This window comes from Halomonas sp. GFAJ-1, assembly GCA_002966495.1.
Classification (GTDB): domain Bacteria; phylum Pseudomonadota; class Gammaproteobacteria; order Pseudomonadales; family Halomonadaceae; genus Vreelandella.
Genome location: CP016490.1, coordinates 2,588,253 through 2,605,005, shown reverse-complemented (window position 1 = coordinate 2,605,005; position 16,753 = coordinate 2,588,253). Strand labels below are relative to the sequence as shown.

The following is a 16,753-nucleotide window of genomic DNA, read 5'->3' as shown; positions in this document are numbered from 1 at the left end:
CAACAAACAGCTTTTCAACGTCAACTATCGGCCAGGAGCGGCCTTTCAGCTTTGCCTGATATAACGCCAAAACGAAGGGGCACATCTTACGCGTCCGCCTTCCGTAACTTGTTAAATATCACCTTAATTGAGATTTCTTCCACTTTTAGGAAACTCGGCTGGTATGAAGTTTACAGACTCTTCAAGATACCACTCACAAACTCTTTTGGAGAGAGCATCACCTTCCAAGGCGGTCCCTCTGGCAAAGAGGTCAAATTTTTCTTGAGATTCAGAAAATGACCCTAAGGTTGACTCAACGAACCCATGTATTGCGTTATTCCTTTTAATTCTCCAAGAATCAACCTCATTAAACAGGTCCGAACTATCGTTGAAGCAGTCCTTACTCTTTTTTAAGAGCTTTTGAAATGAAAAACCTTTAGCCTTAATACCAAGACTTTCCAAGTAATTGAAAAGGCAATTACTAATCAAGCACTCTTGCAAGGTAATCGCCTCAAGATTAAAGCCTGAATCAATAGCTATCTCGATTCTTTTTATCGTTTCGCGATGCGCTACGTCTCTTTCCTTTATCTCCTGAGACGCTTCTTCAAAGGAAAGGTCGTTAGATATCGACTTGTGTAGTGACTCGAATAATGAATACCCTCTTTCACCGACTGAGCTCCTATCGATTTCTTTTTGAAACTCAGAAAACTTGATGTGAAATCCATTTATAAACGCATGAACGAAAACCCATTCACGTGGGATCCATTCAAAATATTTTTTTGGCGATTCGGGCTCAGAGATCCCCATCAAGGAGTGCCCAATGTGATATATCCACGTGTATGCTGCGTGAATTAAGCCAGCTACATGAATATAGGTTCTATAGCCATCCGGATATACCTGAGCAACTTCGGGGGACCAATCGATCAGGTTTTGCCTCTGCAACCATAAGGACATCTCCTTCCCGGTAGCTTTGGTTTCCAGTATGTCAATGAGCAAATCAAAGATTTCTCTGGGCTGAGGCGATTGATCGAGAACCCCATCGCAATTGAAACACGTTGAGAGGTTTACACAGAAAGCTTCTAAGTCAAGACGGCCCTCTTCATTGATATGTTCATAGCTCTTAACAAACTCGAAAAATCTTCGCTGCTCCTCCAGTATCTCCTTGCTCATACGGATATCCAACTCTTTCTGATCTGTGGGTTTATAGAATTTAACGCTCAAGCTCACCTGCGGCTCCGCCATAGCACAGCGGAGGCGGAGACGTCAGGTACAGTTTGTTGTTCGGCGGCGCAGGACCGCTCACCTGTCTTCCTCACCCGGGATGACGATAGCCTTGGAGCCATGAAGTATCGACCGATCGCCGCCTTCATAGCGGGACGTGTACGGCCCGATTTTGTTCTCTAAGAAATCGAACCAGCGCCGCCCAAGGGTGTCGATAAAGGTTACGAGTTCATTAGGCGCCCGATCACTGTAGGACGGATTCCAAATTATCTTTGGCTCATTCGACTGCGTGACCTCAACATAGCGATTGACGGTGACATAAAGGAAACAATCAATTGAGGAATAGGAGTGCACCAATGCGTCACAGGCGAGAGCGTGAACGAGGCCTGGCGCCAAACCAGTGAACCCATCATTGACGAATATGAGCACTCCGTTGGGACTGTTGATCCGAAACTTCTCTTTCGTTTCCCGAATTTGCCTATTGGCCTTTTTGAGTACCCGTAGAATGGCGGGCCTTGCAAGGCGAACGAACCCTTGATGAAACCACGCTGGATATTGTCCATCACCTCCTAACAAAAGCGGCCGCCATGAAGGATCTTCTGCAGTAAGCCGCGTTAAGAGATCCTCGAACCCGCGCTTGGCAGATTTAGAACGTAGGAACTCGGTCTCGATTTCCTTCAACTCAAGTACTACAGCATCTTGCTCGAACAGATAATCGGCGTTATCAAAATCGGGAGATTTCGGGAGATCATCCGAGATTCGTTTCCCGCCTGAGATCGATACGAACTCGTCCCAAGTGGCCTCGACGGACAATGGCTCATGTGGCCCCACGTCCCTAAATCCAGGAATTTCACTCATCGTTGACACCACGCTCTCAAAGCTGACGAACGCTTCAATCAGCCGACGCGTCAGCGGTCGGCTGGATTGGTTTGTTAGCCTCTCGTATGACCAGAATAGGAGAAGTTCCTATTTCCTTATATTCATAGATGGCTTTTGCTCTTTTAACTAAACGCTTATCCTCAGACATGATTGCTGAGCAATATGCGCCCATCGCTATATGACCAGCATCACTTCTTACGTTATGAATTTTGTTTAGTTTTCTGCATTTTTTCTCTGCTTGAAAACCTAATATATCAAGCACCGAATTGCATCCAATTATTCCGAGATAAATTGGCCAAATGCCGCAACCTTGTTTATCGATGGGATCAAAGCCAAAAAATTGATCACAACTAATATCTGCCCCGTGCATCGTTGGGGATATTATTTCCCAAATTTTCTCAATCTGTTTCTCGCCTGATATACTACCGATGGAGCCTTTCTGATCTCCGAAAGCCGCCCTAGTCTTATGGATATCATTTCCATTTGATATCATCTCATCGATCATGGAATCAAATTCGGGCTTTATCTGCTTAACTTGGTCAGTCATTTCTGTAGTATCAAAAGGCAAGTCAGAAGTGAGCCTTAAGATTTGCTGTGCGAATTTTTCAGAGAGGTCCTTTAATGGACCTTCGTCTCCACCACCGTTAACCCATACCTGGAATGGGTCGAAAATGGAGTCATCGAAATCTACATCACCGGTTGCTTCAATGTAGCTATCATAATGTTCATATGGGGTTCCGTTCTCAATTAACCTAGCTTCACCAGTAATTTTCCAGTTATCGTCAAGAACAAGGTCTAATAATTTTGCATCTATAGCATCGAGAACACCTAAATATTTCTCAGATTTATTAGAGCGTAGAATCTCTGCAAAGTGCTCTTTTGAGTAAACCCAAGTTACATCATCTCGCTTACTCAGGTTGATAATGCCCTGCAACTGCAAGCCGATGATATTTTGATCTAGGTAAATTAAAGGCTTACTCATAACTCTCCATAAAGGCTAACGCTTGCAGCATGCGCGCCCACGGAATGGAGCCGAAGGCGCAATGTAGTGGGCGTCGCCGTGCCTGCACTGGTTATAAGTCATTTCACTACTCTCAAATAAGGAGGAAGCCTCTTCCCTCCGGCCCTTTGAGTATCCTCACCCAAGAAGACTTTCCGAGCCTCGTCTAGGACCCCTTCAAGTTCTTTAAGATAGTATTCGCAAAGCTCCTCGATAGACTTTTTCTTCAAATCGTCATCATCTGGAACCGGCAATTCGCTGAAGTGCTGCTGAACCTTAGCCATGCTTTCGGGGAGTTCATCGTAATACTTTTCCTTTGTCCCATCCGGCAATTCGATTTCCCACCCACTACCGCCAGTTTGATCTCCAATGAAAAATCCACTGGCTCCTGGGGGAGGTGTTCCCAACTTTACCATGTCAGAAGATGAGAAGTTGACTGAGGCAGATGTGCTGACCGGCAGTTTTCCCTGTTTGAGTATTTCGTTTCTCAGCGTGACGAAATACTTCATCAGAACATCAGACTTCATTTTTTCCTGTATCGGTTGATACCAAGCATCAAACCGATCAGAACCAACAGGCGTTTTAAGGTTCTGAATTACGAAAGTCACTGAACGGCCAAAAACGACCAAGTTTCGGATGCCCGAATACCTCCGGTAGCGATTTCTCGACGTGAGATCCTCGTAGCCAAACCTAGCAGTTTGGAGCGTTTCTTCAGCCTTCTGAATTATCGCCCGAATTTCATTACTCACTCAGAACCTCAATGACTTATAACGCAGAGCTTACCGGCGTGACGAAGGAGCGTACGGTAGAGCATCTTGTTTTGTGTTGGCCCCCATTTGCAAGAGGTCTATAAAATCTGTTCCAGCAGCACTTTTGATTGGGAAATCATTGACTTGAAGCTCCCGAACAATCTTAGGAAGCCGGTGTATAATTACTCCATGCTCTGCGATAAGCGCTACTTCCTGCTCAGATTTGACGTTATTTATAACCAGCTCCGACGACCACTCCCCGCTCCACAGAGTTGCCATAAGTGAGCGCTTCTTGGTGGCATGGAACTTTCCCTCCACCCATTCGGCAACACCTTCAACAAGTTCTTCCTGTGAACGTGCTGCGCTATTCGCAGCTCGGCCTGTTTTTCGTGCAGCTTTGGGCACCTTGGAGATGTAGCTTACCGGTCTCATTGACGCCTGTACCTCAACATGGCGACAAACTGGGCTTTCCCCTGATCTGAACTTTACGGCGACCAAATCAATCTCGTTGACGCCAAGACGGATTCCACGGATAGTGAAGTAACCCTGCCTATTCAGCCATTCCTCAACAATTTCTTCGGCCAAAAGGGCCATAAAATTACCTCGTTACCGACACGCAACAGTTATTATACATCCCTCTACATAACCTGAATGAACGCACCGCCGAGTTCATTCAGGTTATACAGCCCATCATTCACGATCTACCCCATTGAAATTAAAATAAATTAATTATAAATAGGCAGCATAACATAGATTATCGTGCCGGCTGCATAACACGGCTGAATCAGCATGCAGCTTTCGCCGGAAGGGCCGCTTTGGGTCGATTACAGCTCCCTATTCACCTCAACGTAGCTTTCATTCGGCATATTAAGAAATTGAAATTTGTCACTGCTTTCAACGAAAGGGTGAGATCTAGGCGAATTGTTTATTCATGCATCGTGAAGCTAGGTCGTGCGTGCAATGCGCACAAGTCGCTACACACCATTGAGACTGCATGTTATTTGGCAGATTTTTTTGTGTTTCTTCTTTACACCTTGCTTTGCCTCCTAGCGCGCCTAGCCACTGTGCGTGGCTTTCTTTCATCTTTGCTTTTGCGGTTTCTAGTAGCACATACGGCAACAATAAGCTGCGCTCTGATAAAGGCACTCGGTAGAAGCCAAAGGCCAGAACGAATTTGATTGCCTTGTTAAGTGGTCATTCGCAGGTAAACCGAGGCTTTCTGAAACCAGTTACAATCCAGCTTTCTGAGCGCTCATTCCAGCGAGCCATTAGCGTGTAGATGCAGGATGAATTGACTGTCTCCCCGCCTGTTACTGTGGTGTTTGTATTAATCCAAGAGCCCGGACCATACGATGTTACGCTCCCTGTAGTGGTGGTAGTAACGGGGGTTGTGAAACTTGAATTCATTACCCACTGAAAAGCTCTTTCGTTATCACCCATATCGATGGCATTTGAAGGTGGGCCGTAATCTAGGGCAGCTTCACGAATGTCTTTTCCAACGTAAGATTCCATGATCTGCGAAGCGCAGCCTGCGATAAAAAGGGCCGTGACGAGAACTATTCCTACCTTTGCCATAATTACCCTCTGAGATTATCAGGTACCCACGTATCGGTGTTTATACACCCTCTACATAACCTAAATGAACACGGGGGAGCGTTCATTTAGGTTATGCCGCCTATCATTTATGTTCTATTCCATTGAAATTAAATGCAAATGGATATGAATAGGCTGCATAACACAACTGAACCAGTTGCCGAGAGGGCCGCTTTGGGTCGAACCCTGACTGTAAATTAACCTTAGCACATGACGAGCGTTAATTGAGCCATTCTTTGACCTCCACCTGATGGAGGATCATGCCATGAACGTTCCGACTGAAATCTCATTTACACCTTGGAATAAAGGCAAGTTGGTTGGGCAGAAGGCGCCTCTGCGCCTTCGTGATATCTGGGCTATACGTGTGCGCCTGCAGCTGGCCAAAAAGACGAGAGACCTTGCCCTCTTCAACCTAGCCATCGATAGCAAATTACGAGGCTGCGACCTCGTCAATTTACGTGTACGAGATATTGCTCATGGTGCGTGCATATCCCCACGAGCCATCGTGATGCAGCAAAAAACGCATCGACCTGTCCAGTTCGAAATTACCGAGCAAACTCGGATCGCTATTATCGACTGGATACAGCTTGCTCAGCTCAGGAGCGAGGACTTCTTGTTTCCCAGCCGAATCAATAGCGCAAAGCATCTGTCCACGCGCCAATATGCCCGTATCGTGAAAGCCTGGGTCACCGAAATAGGTTTAGATGCTTCAATCTATGGCACGCATACGATGCGCCGCACCAAAGCGTCGCTGATATACCGTCGCACTAAAAACTTAAGGGCAGTGCAGCTGCTCTTGGGTCACACGAAGCTGGAAAGCACCGTTAGATATCTAGGGATAGAGGTAGATGATGCGTTGGAAATGGCAGAACAGACAGAGGTTTGATATGGATAAACGACGGCCTATCCTTAGCCGTCGTTGTCCGGCCAAAAGCGGTATTTTAGGTAACACTGATTTAACGCCGCCCAAAACCAGAAGCAAAAAGCAGGTAACGAAGGAGCGGCGCTTTTTGCTGCCATTGTTGATGGGATTGATACTCATTTATCCTTCTCCCCCAGCTCAGCCCGTTTGGTTAAGCTGAAAAGGTGGCCAAACCTAACAGGAGAAGACTCAATGAACTTTTACACTAGCACTCATCGCCACTACTGTGGAATTGACCTACATGCCAGAAGCCTTTGGTGAACCACCGCAATAAGTGTGCCTCAATAGGTGTTTGCTGTAAGCCACTTACAGCCAATGATGACAGATGAAGTAGGATCACTGGCTCAGGGGCTTGATATTGGCTGCTTGCGCGGCTAATAAAACTCCTACGGCCTATTGACAGAGAGAAGGCTCATAGGTGTTAGGCATATTTCACTTCAGCAATAGTAATATTAAAAGGCCAATGATAATGATCCATGGCCAAACAGGCGCACGTGTATACCTACATGGTGCCGGTTGAGTTATTGCTCTAGTTTCATGCAGTTCATCTCGCAAGCTATGGAGTTCATGCCTAATTTCATTTTGACTATCAGTGTCTGCATCCTCTATGCGTTTCGACAAGCGCTCCACTTTTTCTACAATATCTTGCGCCACGGTATTGATATAATTATCCTTGCCCAAAAATGGTTCGACAGCATCTACAAGCTTATCCATTTTTTTCTCAACACGCCGGACTATCGCATCCGGAGCATTGCTGTACTCCGAATCCTCATCTGCAAACCATTCTGGATGTTCCCTAAGTTTACGCTCTTCGACAGCATTGTAGGTATTCGGAGCCCTCATAGATGAATGAGGATCGGGAACTTTCCAAGCTAAATCGCGTAATACTTCCCGACTCTCCGCGTTACGCCACAATTCGTTATTTTCAGCCATCGCATCGAAAGCAAGCCCGCCATCTCGCTCTATAAACGTGGGCCAGTCCTTGTACTGCCAAGGGTAGAATCTTCGGTAGAACGACTCTCTTTCCGATGGGTCGTTGGAGGAAAGAAGTTTATCATCGGCCTTTAGAACATCAGCAAGACGCGTTCTAAGGAAGTATGAATATGCCAGTGACCTGCGTCCGTTCTTGGGTTCCTGCTCAATTCTCCATCGCTCCAAGACTTCTTCAGGATTGTCATAGCCAACGGGTAACGCGGTGTTCTTCAGAAGTTCATACAGCACCCGGGCATTTGTCTTTGTTGTAGCTAAATGTCGCGCAAGCTCCCAAGCCAACGAGAATACTCTTGCATGACTAGACTCCGCCCAGCCGTCAAGAATCCTGTGGTCGTATTCAGCCGACATACGAGGATTTTTCCCTAACCAAATGAGCATCTTAATATATTGCTCTTCGGATATATCCGCAAATTCCTCTTTTCGTTCAAGCAGACATTCGAGCGCATCATCGTTTAGAAATCTGTTTTTAATCAACGCTTCAAGTTCTGCTTCTGAGCCACTCCGAATAAGCTTCCTAAGCTCGTCTTCCTGGAGCCAACCCTCATTAATTCGATTCATACGAGTACGTGGCCCAACATGTAGATTCGCTAGAGCAGCACACCGTGTTCCCACGTTACCTCGCCTGAACACCCTTCGAATCATTGGTAGGGAGTGGCCGAAGCGTGCAATAGCCAAGTCAATGAATGGATCCTTACGGCGAACCAACAAGTACTCCAGAATCTCAGGGGCTTCGAAAAGCCTAGGCGGCCCCTGATCACCAGTGTACCTGCGGGAAAATAACCAATCGTACGCAGCCTGTGACGAGCACTGGACAAGGAACGCCGCCTCTATTCGTTTCTCGCATCTATCCATTTTAAACGCCTAACAGTGTATTAGACTTCCCATCTTATGATTGAAAAAACGTTCCGGCACGTTTATCCGGCAAATGCAGCCTGTAAAAGTCTATAATATTCAAAATCATCAATTTCCATTAGGTTGTATCTCCAAAAATCGCGCGTCTGCTGCGTTTCCTGGAATAACCGCTTTGGGTCGAGCACCGATTGTAAATTATCCTTAGCACATGACGAGCATGAATTGAGCCATTCTTTGACCTCCACCTGATGGAGGAACATGCCATGAACGTTGTGACTGAAATCTCCTGTACACCTACACCTTGGAATAAAGGCAAGTTAGTTGGTCAGAAGTCGCCTCTGCGCCTTCGAGATATTTGGGCTATACGTGTGCGCCTACAGCTTGCCAAAAAGACGAGAGACCTTGCCCTCTTCAATTTAGCCATTGATAGCAAATTACGGGGCTGCGACCTTGTCAATTTACGAGTCCGGGATATAGCCCATGGTGCGTGCATATCCCCACGAGCCATCGTGATGCAGCAAAAAACGCATCGACCTGTCCAGTTCGAAATAACCGAGCAAACGCGTATTGCTATCATGGACTGGATACAGCTTGCTCAACTTAGAAACGAAGACTTCTTGTTTCCCAGCCGCATCAATAGCGCAAAGCATCTTTCAACACGCCAATATGCCCGTATCGTGAAAGCATGGGTCACCGAAATAGGTTTAGATGCGTCAGTGTATGGCACGCACACGATGCGCCGCACTAAAGCGTCGTTGATATACCGTCGCACGAAAAACCTAAGGGCAGTGCAACTGCTCCTGGGTCACACGAAGCTGGAAAGCACTGTCAGGTATCTAGGGATAGAGGTAGATGACGCGTTAGAAATGGCAGAACAGACTGAAGTTTGATGAGGCTGAACGACGGCCTATTTCGGGCCGTCGTTACTCGGCCAGAAGCGGTCTTTGAGGGACGTTGATTGATGTTTTGCTCTCTGGTAATGCTTACAACAGCAACGGAGATAAGCGACGTCAGAGCCTGCAGGGCTGAACTGCTTACGATTGTTATACAGTTTTATTTATCTATTTTTGTAAATTTCGTAACTTTTCTTTTTCTTCTAACTTTTTCCGTTGCATAAATAGGCCCAGCCAACTTTCTGATTTAGCAAGATTTGACTGAACAAGAGCAAAAATACTGATTATTGGGGCCGCAAAGAATACAAGCAACATTAACTGATAAATTAATTCATATGGCCATCCACTATCCACGATGAGTAGTACTACCACTATAAGCAAGAAAACATTTGAAATGATAGCCAGAACTCTCATTGTATCTCCAGAAACGTATAACGCCGCATTCAGCGGCTTGTCTGATGCAATTTTTTGTTAGGCGCATCTACACGCCCAACAAAGACTTTATGCCTTGATAACGGACTAAGCACTCCGTCTTTTACCAAGCCCCTTAGCAGGCCAACTCTAGTATGGCCTTCCATCAGGTGCAGTCCCCCGATAACTCCCGGCGTAAGCCCTTGGATGAACACAGGTGGACGCGACCATGTTTGATACCTTGACCAATGCGAAATTACGTCTTTCCGCTTATCGATGCACTGCCAGCCACGCTCTGCAAACTCCAAGGTACGGGACTCAACATTTCGGAACCAACGCATAAAACCTTCGTAGATAGTAGCCTTAATTATTTCTGAGGCAGGCAACGTGATAGAGGTCCAAGCTATGGCAGATAGATTAAGCTCTCCGTACTGTCTCTGAAACTCGTCTTTTCTGCCGTGGTGACAGTAGACCTGCTCAATTACCTTGAGCGGAGTTTCCGGAAGATAAACACGAATTGGATTGGCATATATGATTTCGGTTCTTTCGTCGTACCCTTGGCCGAGAAGATCGCTAAATTTCATGTGCGCCTAACAATTTTATTCATGCGAATGCGTGTTAATATTATCACCATTCTCTCAAAATTGCGTATAAACATAGAACACCTTTTCATAAACCATTTTTACCTAAACTTACAGTATTATACTCCAGAAATATGAGCACTCATATTACAGCCGGCACCTGAAAAACGCGCATTGTGAGCTTAGGGCTCCGCAAATATATAGTTTCGGGAACGTCCGCTCAGGGTCGAAATCTGCCTTAAGCAGCCCTCTGTACTCAGTCCAAAGGCGAAGCAAAACCACTTATCAAGATTTATGATCACCAAAATAGTCATCCGTCGCCACTAGCCCCAGGCGGTCATCTGTATTGAAGGCCTGCTCTCTGTCGCTATCTTCGCTGAACAAATTTTGCACACGGCGTTCTTGTTTGAAGTAAGCCAACGTGCTGAAAAAACAGCTTTCGCACAGGTGAACTTCATAACGCTCGCCGTCATGTTGAGCGCCATAGCCCCAATGGGCTTTGAGGGTGGCGTACTCAAGGTTGTCGTCTGCTACCCGTGTCGTGGTTAGGCATACATCGCACACCACATCGGTGACGGCTTCGACTTCTACTTTTTCAGTCACTTTCATGGCTATGCTCCTCGCCTACCGACCATGTGCTCACTAACATGGCATGTGCAATGCGTGTCTATCTCGGCGGATGCTCATCACCTGTGCGGGTGGCTGGAATAGGCTCTTCCATCTGCATAGCCTCCCAGTCCTCAATGCCTACAGGCTCAAATGGCTTCTCATATTTGCCAACCGAGCCCTTAAGCCGCTGCAGAGGGTCGCCGTTTGCTTTTACATCACTGAGCTCATTAGATTTTTCCATCTAAGTGCCTCCTGTAATGCGTGCGAGAGCATGAATGCATCATCGCAATAGACTCATTAACCTTAACCCACCCCAAGCGCTTTGACCACTGCATCAATCGGTTCGGCATAGAAGCTAGTTTGGAACTTGGTGAACAGCTCTCCGGGGATGGTGGGAATATCTATGGCGCTGCTCATGGGCAGGGTGACGCGCTTGCCACCGGCATCAAAAGCAACCTGCAGGCATTCCGCTAGGCTTGCGACGGGCTTTAGGCTGCCTCCCAGGCTCATATCACCCAGCACGACCATTTGGCTCTGAGTAGGTTTACCTACCAGGCCTGAAGAGAACGCGACCAAGCTGGCGAGCGAAAGGTCACGCAAAACGCCGCTATTTTGCAGATCGACCACATGGAGGTGAAAGTCGTGCTCTAGCACCTTACGGGCACCGCTAATGCGGCTGGCGTTGGCCTTGAAGTAATCAAAGGCCATTTTGACCTGCTCTTTGGCGGCGGTGGAGTTCCAGAGCCCTGACATGGCCAGCTTGCCGCTGCCCGCCGTGACCTGCATTTCGATGCGGTAAACCCCCGGCATGCCTTTATCGCTGAGGCCAATGGTATGCACCACGCCTGGCTTGCCCTGGCCTTCTGGAATCAGGCCGCCACCGCCCTGCTCTTTCACAGACACAAAGTGCTCTTCCAAGGTCTCTTTGTCGATGTAGCTGAAATGAACATCGTAAAACTCCATGCCACCAATCTTTTTCAGCTGCTCCTTCACGCGGCGGCGTACCTGCATGGCGTATTCCAGGCAATCGCGTACATCGTCTTTCATGTATTCCCCATGGGGGAACATCAGTTTCAGCAGGCCCGACACGGTTTTACGCACCGCAATCACGTCACGTTGGTTGAGGTTGTCACCCAACGAGAAGTAGCGATCAATAGCATCGGCGAAGTTGCGTTTGCGCATCTCACGGAAGAATTCAGCGAGGTAATCAACAATAAACCCATAGCGCTGAGTAAAAAACGAGGGCCGCATCTTGGGGATTTCCCAGCCGGGAATATAGGCATGGAAGCGATCAAAGAAGGCGGCATCAATCATGGCATCGGGGAATGGTGTCAATAGGTGGCTGGTTTTTACCAGCGACTCCACGCTTTGGTTGATGTTGCCCACAAACACCATCGAGGCTGAGGCTTCCATCTGTTCGCGCCCACGGGCAAAAGAACCAGAGGCCATGTAATCCTTCATGATCTGCACCCCATCCTTATCCTTGAACGAGATACCGGCCACTTCATCGAAGGCCACCAAATCCCACATGCCTACCAGGCCAATGCGACGCGAGCTCATGTTGTAGAACAGGTTGGCCACCGTGGTTTGCCCGCCAGAGACCAAAATGCTGTTGGGTGAGCACTCTTTATAGATATGACTTTTGCCTGTGCCCCGTGGCCCTAGCTCGCAGACGTTGTAGTTGTTCTCAACAAACGGAATCATCCGGGCCAGCAGGTGCCACTGTACGCTCTCATCTAGCTCGGCAGGCTCCATGCCAATCGAGCGAATCAGCACCTCTCGCCACTGGGTATTGGTAAAGCCACGCCGCCCTTCAAACAGCTCGTCCATATTCATGTGGGGCATCTGAATTGGCTTGAGCAGGCTGACGCCAAACGGTGACGATGACTGACCCTCTTCATGAAAATAGCTGAGCGTGGCAATCACCCAAATACCGCCTACCAGCAGTTTCTCGTGCTCTTTAACAATGCCTGCGGAGATCTCGGCATCTTTGATGCCTAAGTTACTGAACGCCGCTTCATAGCGGTCTTTTTTCTCGTTCAGGCGCACCGTGACACGATCAATCACCTTGAAGCTGCCGCGCTCGCGCACGATGGATTTCACTTTCTCCGCTTCATCCGGGCGAACGTAGTTATCCGTCAGAATCGCTTTAACGTTTTCCAATCCCGTAGCGATCACCTCCGCATCGTCTGAGGCGCAGTACATACCCAACAGGTACTCCAGCACGTAAACAGGCACGTTTGCGCCCTCTTTCACGCGTTGAGTGAGATCCTTACGCACCACGCGGCCCGCAAAGTGCGTGTTGAGCAGCGTATCCAGATCGGCATCCTGGAGGGCGTCAGTCACTTGCGTGGCGGAAGTTGAATCAAAATCCATGTGGGCGGTCACTCCTGAACGACGTTAAAAGCACAATGCACAAACATAAAAGCGTTCCCGCTGATGACTGGCCTAGAAAAAATCGTCTGTAAACGCGAGATCAATTACTACCCGGTAGCGCTCCCGTTCGGTGCCTAGGTCTTTATCCCGCAACACCAGGAAGTAGTCATTCTTGCGGTCGAATGACGTGCCTGATAGCGAGAGGCGCACCGACTTCATGCGCTCGGTCATATTGTCGCTTGCGCTATCGAAGGTCACGACCTCTTCACTGGAAACCACCTCGCTGCCCGCGTAAATCGCCACCGACAGCGTGACTGGGCGGAGGCGCTCGCTGACCGCTTCGGTTTGCAGCAGCTCAAAACGCTGAATGTTATTGACCATCTTCAGCGATGCCTTGGGTGAAATGACTTCCACCTTGCGACTGGTGCGCTTTTCCACCTTCTCGCCCCGAAGCTGCTGAACAGTAAGCACCGGCACCACAATTTCCTGGGGCATAATGCCCCCATGTACAAAACGCGCCCCGCCCACAAAATGAAAACGGTGCGCGCCTTTGGGTATCCAGAACTGGGTGTCACAGGTGGTGCCTGCGGTATCGCGGGTATGGCCGTGCCACACACTGGGGTTATCGGGCAGCGATTCACCCAGCACATAGCGCTTTTTGCTTTTGAAGGCCGATGTTGGCTTTTCTGACAGCGCCGTGCGGTCGGTAGCATCCAAGGCGCTACGCTGGAACAGGAAACCATGGTCGGCGGTGACCAGCACCGTGCTGGTGTTCAGGTGCATGAGAATTTTACGGGTCAGCTGATCCAGTTCATCAATGGCATCTTCCACCGATGCGAACGTCTCGCTTTCGGTGTTGGCGGCATCTCCACGGGCATCTACCACGTTGTGGTACACGTACATCAGCTGCACGCCTTTGATCTTTTCGCGCCCCTCTTCACGGCTCCAGCCTTTTACCTCGTCGGCGGTGACGGCTAACGCCTCCCCGCCTAGCGCGGCTTTGAGTAGCTTGCTGCGGTTCGCCGTGCCTTGGGTAGATTGGCCGTTCACCAACACCGTATCGCTGCCCGGCTGATAGCTGAGTTCCCGGTGCGGTAACAGCGAGGCCATCCCCAGGGTGGTGTAGCTGGGCACCACACCCAACTGGCTTTTTAACGTCGCTTCGCTGTAGCGCTTGGCATTAATGCGCTCACGCAGCTCTTCCGCCGCTTCATAGCGGAAGGCATCGCTAATCACCACCACCACACGCTTTTGGCGGCTAGCACCTAGCTGGGGCTGCACCCAGTCGCGGTAGAAGTGTTGCTGGCTGGGAATGTTCGGCAGCTTCCAGTGGGTGAGCCGCTGTTCGGCTTCTACGCGCTCGCTCCAGTTACGGGTGAGCTGGCCCAGGAACCACTCGTCGTAACAGCGCTCTACGGCGGCGTCCAGGTTTTTTAGCAGCTCCACGCCGGTGGCATCCGACGCCACCGCGTAATGGCGATAGGCGGTATCAAAACGGTAGAGATCGGTTTGGTACGCGTGATAAAGCGCCTCAACGCTCTCGTAATGAAAGCCTTTGGCATGCTGGTGACGCAGGCTAAACAGCGCAATAGCGGCGGTAAGCGCGGCGTACAACTGCCGATAGCGCTCGCGGCGGGCATCGTTTTTATGCCGCGATGCCCAGTAGCCATCCAAGCGCACCACAATGATGCTGTCGAATAGCTTCAGATCGGGGGCGTCCGCCGTGGGAATCGCCTGGCAGAGATCGACAATGATCTGCTTCTCCACCACCTCAAACGTCGCTACATGGCTGAGCTGCTCAAGCGGCACATCCTGCAGCTTGTCATCAATACGCTGGGCATCCGCTACCCACCCGGAAATCACATCGAACGCAGGGTAAAACCGCGAGCTATCCCGCCAGCGGGTGAGTAGCGCCCGTGACGTCGCGCGGGCATTGACCGAGGGAATGGCGACCTGACGCGCCCAGTCGGGAATATCAGAAATGCTTTCGCAGTAGCCGGTAATCAATAAACGCAGCATCAGCTGGCCGAAGTTCAGCGGCGCGTCACCGCTAAGCTCTGCTTGACTGGCGGGGTAACCCACCTCGGCCTGCAGGGCGCGCACCAGCGCAGGCACCAGGGCGTACTTTTCCGCTTCGACCAACGCCGCTGGGGTAGCCTCTAAACCCAACTCGTTAGCCACCGCTTCTTCAGCCAGATGGAACAGCAGCGTGGCGACGTCGAGGGACGTGGCCCCCACCACTACGGCCAGCATCGCTAGATCCAGCTCATCTTCACTAAGTGAGAGCGTAACCAAGCGCTTCAACGCTTCGATTCGCTTACGACTGGCTAAGAACGCCTGCCGCTGCGCCAAGTGCTCGCGCAGTACATGGCGGGTTAGGCCCAGCTCGTTGAAAATCATCGAGACACGGTCGGCGTAGAAGCGGCCAGAGTACAGCTTGATATCCAGCAGCCAGTCCTCTTCTGGGGCTGGCTCGGCAGTGGGAAAGTAGAGCAACGTCGGCGTCTCAGGCTCTTCCAGCTCCAGGCGTAGCTTCACGCCTAGGGTGGACTCCCCCGCCATGTTGATCACTTGAACGCCTTCTAACGCAAGCTCGCTGAGCGAATCCGCAAAATGGCCAGGGGCGTCGTACCAGAACACAATCCGATGGCGGTCGGTGAAGAAGGCGTGTTGTAAGCCCTGCTGGAGTTGGTCGAGCTGCATCTAGCCTCCGTGCCTGTACCGCACAAATCGACGAGCTATTGGGCGCTTCGCACCTGTGCGGGTGATCAATCATTAATAAAACATAAGAGAATGGCTGGATTCTATCACGCGTCGTAGGAAAAGCGCCGAGCCAGTGGCAACACCTTGCTCAGTACGCTTCCAGCCGGGATACCGCACGTTCAACCGGGGTTCGGTAGCTTTCTCCAAACAAAAGCAGATGGTTCAGTAGCGGATACAGCTGAAAAAGCGCCTCTCGCCTGGGCCAATCATCGGGGGCGCTGCCGTTCCAGTACGCCTCAAAGAAAGCCGAACTGGGCGAGCCGAACAGCGTCAACATCGCCAGATCCACCTCTGGGAAGTGTCGATAAACGGCGGGGTCAATGATCGCGGGGCCTTGGGGCGTGAACAGCACATTGCCTGACCACAAATCACCATGTACCAAACTCGGCGACACATCCGGCAGCCAGCGTTCTAACCCATGGGCCAACGATTCAAGGCGGTGTCGTAAACCGCTATCTAACAGCCTGTTGGAATAACACGCGTTGATGAGGGGGAGTAAACGCCGCTCTCGCTGAAAAGCGCGGCCATCCTGCATGGGCGCATTAGGCTGGGGTGTTTTCCCACAGGCGTTATCGCGGGGCCAGCCGTGCTCGTCCCCTGTCATCTCATGCAGCTTACGTAGTCCCTCACCCAGTGCCGCCTCATCGCTATGGCGGTGCGGTACTGTTTCCAATGCCTCCATCACCAGCCATTCACCCTGCTGGGCAATCACCGTCGGCAACACCAAGCCGCTATTAGCATTAGCGAGCGCCTTTAAGCCGTCGGCCTCACCGGCTAGCCGAGCGGGGTGGTCGTTCTTTACCACCACATCCCCCTCACGGGTCTGTAGCCGATACGTCGCGGCACTATCACCACCGCTGAGCGGCTGAAGCGCACCCAGGGGGCTAAGCCCCGCTTCATGTAACAATGCGGTAAGCGTGTGATTCATACGC

16 protein-coding genes are annotated in these 16,753 nt (G+C 50.0%); 2 read left to right on the top strand and 14 right to left on the bottom strand.

The annotated features are described in order from the left end of the window. Window positions 1-123: 123 nt before the first annotated feature. The 5 genes from BB497_11660 to BB497_11640 form a co-directional block, all read right to left on the bottom strand. Window positions 124-1,206, bottom strand: a complete 1,083-nt coding sequence (locus BB497_11660) for a hypothetical protein (protein ID AVI63305.1) — start codon at window positions 1,204-1,206, stop codon at window positions 124-126. A gap of 72 nt (window positions 1,207-1,278) precedes the next feature. Continuing rightward, entirely contained in the window at window positions 1,279-2,058 is a 780-nt protein-coding gene (locus tag BB497_11655) for a hypothetical protein (GenBank protein AVI63304.1), read from the bottom strand. 34 nt (window positions 2,059-2,092) lie between these two features. Next, complete coding sequence (locus tag BB497_11650; protein ID AVI63303.1) at window positions 2,093-3,061, bottom strand: hypothetical protein; 969 nt, start codon at window positions 3,059-3,061, stop codon at window positions 2,093-2,095. A 98-nt stretch (window positions 3,062-3,159) separates the two neighbouring features. Further along, complete coding sequence (locus tag BB497_11645) at window positions 3,160-3,828, bottom strand: hypothetical protein (GenBank protein ID AVI63302.1); 669 nt, start codon at window positions 3,826-3,828, stop codon at window positions 3,160-3,162. 30 nt (window positions 3,829-3,858) lie between these two features. After that, window positions 3,859-4,422, bottom strand: a complete 564-nt coding sequence (locus BB497_11640) for a hypothetical protein (protein AVI63301.1) — start codon at window positions 4,420-4,422, stop codon at window positions 3,859-3,861. Window positions 4,423-5,686: 1,264 nt separating this feature from the next. Between BB497_11640 and BB497_11635 the strand changes: the two genes are divergently transcribed. Further along, window positions 5,687-6,307, top strand: coding sequence for an integrase (locus BB497_11635; protein ID AVI63300.1), 621 nt, complete (start codon window positions 5,687-5,689; stop codon window positions 6,305-6,307). A 468-nt stretch (window positions 6,308-6,775) separates the two neighbouring features. Here the strand turns inward: BB497_11635 and BB497_11630 are convergent, their stop codons facing one another. Together BB497_11630 and BB497_11625 are read right to left on the bottom strand one after the other, a co-directional pair. Then, window positions 6,776-8,188, bottom strand: a complete 1,413-nt coding sequence (locus BB497_11630) for a hypothetical protein (protein ID AVI63299.1) — start codon at window positions 8,186-8,188, stop codon at window positions 6,776-6,778. 62 nt (window positions 8,189-8,250) lie between these two features. Continuing rightward, the gene (locus BB497_11625) at window positions 8,251-8,448 is read right to left on the bottom strand and encodes a hypothetical protein (protein ID AVI63298.1); all 198 of its coding nucleotides are present in this window, start codon (window positions 8,446-8,448) and stop codon (window positions 8,251-8,253) included. Window positions 8,449-8,451: 3 nt separating this feature from the next. On the opposite strand from BB497_11625, the gene BB497_11620 reads away from it, so the two are divergent. Beyond that, entirely contained in the window at window positions 8,452-9,078 is a 627-nt protein-coding gene (locus tag BB497_11620; protein ID AVI63297.1) for an integrase, read from the top strand. A gap of 171 nt (window positions 9,079-9,249) precedes the next feature. Here the strand turns inward: BB497_11620 and BB497_11615 are convergent, their stop codons facing one another. The 7 genes from BB497_11615 to BB497_11585 all read right to left on the bottom strand — a co-directional run bounded on the left by BB497_11615 (window position 9,250) and on the right by BB497_11585 (window position 16,749). Then, a complete protein-coding gene (locus BB497_11615; protein AVI63296.1) occupies window positions 9,250-9,495 on the bottom strand; it encodes a hypothetical protein in 246 nt (81 codons plus the stop codon). 29 nt (window positions 9,496-9,524) lie between these two features. Beyond that, window positions 9,525-10,076, bottom strand: a complete 552-nt coding sequence (locus tag BB497_11610; protein AVI63295.1) for a hypothetical protein — start codon at window positions 10,074-10,076, stop codon at window positions 9,525-9,527. A gap of 282 nt (window positions 10,077-10,358) precedes the next feature. Beyond that, window positions 10,359-10,682 carry a hypothetical protein gene (locus BB497_11605; protein ID AVI63294.1) on the bottom strand — a complete coding sequence of 108 codons (324 nt, stop codon included), beginning with the start codon at window positions 10,680-10,682 and terminating at the stop codon, window positions 10,359-10,361. Between the two features lie 58 nt (window positions 10,683-10,740). Next, complete coding sequence (locus BB497_11600; GenBank protein ID AVI63293.1) at window positions 10,741-10,923, bottom strand: hypothetical protein; 183 nt, start codon at window positions 10,921-10,923, stop codon at window positions 10,741-10,743. Window positions 10,924-10,985: 62 nt separating this feature from the next. Then, window positions 10,986-13,058, bottom strand: a complete 2,073-nt coding sequence (locus tag BB497_11595) for a TIGR02688 family protein (GenBank protein ID AVI63292.1) — start codon at window positions 13,056-13,058, stop codon at window positions 10,986-10,988. 72 nt (window positions 13,059-13,130) lie between these two features. After that, window positions 13,131-15,761 carry a TIGR02687 family protein gene (locus BB497_11590; GenBank protein ID AVI63291.1) on the bottom strand — a complete coding sequence of 877 codons (2,631 nt, stop codon included), beginning with the start codon at window positions 15,759-15,761 and terminating at the stop codon, window positions 13,131-13,133. A gap of 148 nt (window positions 15,762-15,909) precedes the next feature. Next, window positions 15,910-16,749 (bottom strand): aminoglycoside phosphotransferase, encoded by an 840-nt coding sequence (locus tag BB497_11585; protein AVI63290.1) that lies wholly within the window; start codon window positions 16,747-16,749, stop codon window positions 15,910-15,912. Window positions 16,750-16,753: the final 4 nt, after the last annotated feature.

Excerpts from the sequence above, each read along its gene's own strand:
- BB497_11655 (AVI63304.1), bottom strand. The coding sequence starts at position 2,058 with ATGAGTGAAATTCCTGGATTTAGGGACGTGGGGCCACATGAGCCATTG.
- BB497_11630 (AVI63299.1), bottom strand. The coding sequence starts at position 8,188 with ATGGATAGATGCGAGAAACGAATAGAGGCGGCGTTCCTTGTCCAGTGC.
- BB497_11615 (AVI63296.1), bottom strand. The coding sequence starts at position 9,495 with ATGAGAGTTCTGGCTATCATTTCAAATGTTTTCTTGCTTATAGTGGTA.
- BB497_11650 (AVI63303.1), bottom strand. The coding sequence starts at position 3,061 with ATGAGTAAGCCTTTAATTTACCTAGATCAAAATATCATCGGCTTGCAG.
- BB497_11610 (AVI63295.1), bottom strand. The coding sequence starts at position 10,076 with ATGAAATTTAGCGATCTTCTCGGCCAAGGGTACGACGAAAGAACCGAA.
- BB497_11590 (AVI63291.1), bottom strand. The coding sequence starts at position 15,761 with ATGCAGCTCGACCAACTCCAGCAGGGCTTACAACACGCCTTCTTCACC.
- BB497_11600 (AVI63293.1), bottom strand. The coding sequence starts at position 10,923 with ATGGAAAAATCTAATGAGCTCAGTGATGTAAAAGCAAACGGCGACCCT.
- BB497_11640 (AVI63301.1), bottom strand. The coding sequence starts at position 4,422 with ATGGCCCTTTTGGCCGAAGAAATTGTTGAGGAATGGCTGAATAGGCAG.
- BB497_11635 (AVI63300.1), top strand. The coding sequence starts at position 5,687 with ATGAACGTTCCGACTGAAATCTCATTTACACCTTGGAATAAAGGCAAG.
- BB497_11620 (AVI63297.1), top strand. The coding sequence starts at position 8,452 with ATGAACGTTGTGACTGAAATCTCCTGTACACCTACACCTTGGAATAAA.
- BB497_11595 (AVI63292.1), bottom strand. The coding sequence starts at position 13,058 with ATGGATTTTGATTCAACTTCCGCCACGCAAGTGACTGACGCCCTCCAG.
- BB497_11585 (AVI63290.1), bottom strand. The coding sequence starts at position 16,749 with ATGAATCACACGCTTACCGCATTGTTACATGAAGCGGGGCTTAGCCCC.
- BB497_11625 (AVI63298.1), bottom strand. The coding sequence starts at position 8,448 with ATGTTCCTCCATCAGGTGGAGGTCAAAGAATGGCTCAATTCATGCTCG.
- BB497_11605 (AVI63294.1), bottom strand. The coding sequence starts at position 10,682 with ATGAAAGTGACTGAAAAAGTAGAAGTCGAAGCCGTCACCGATGTGGTG.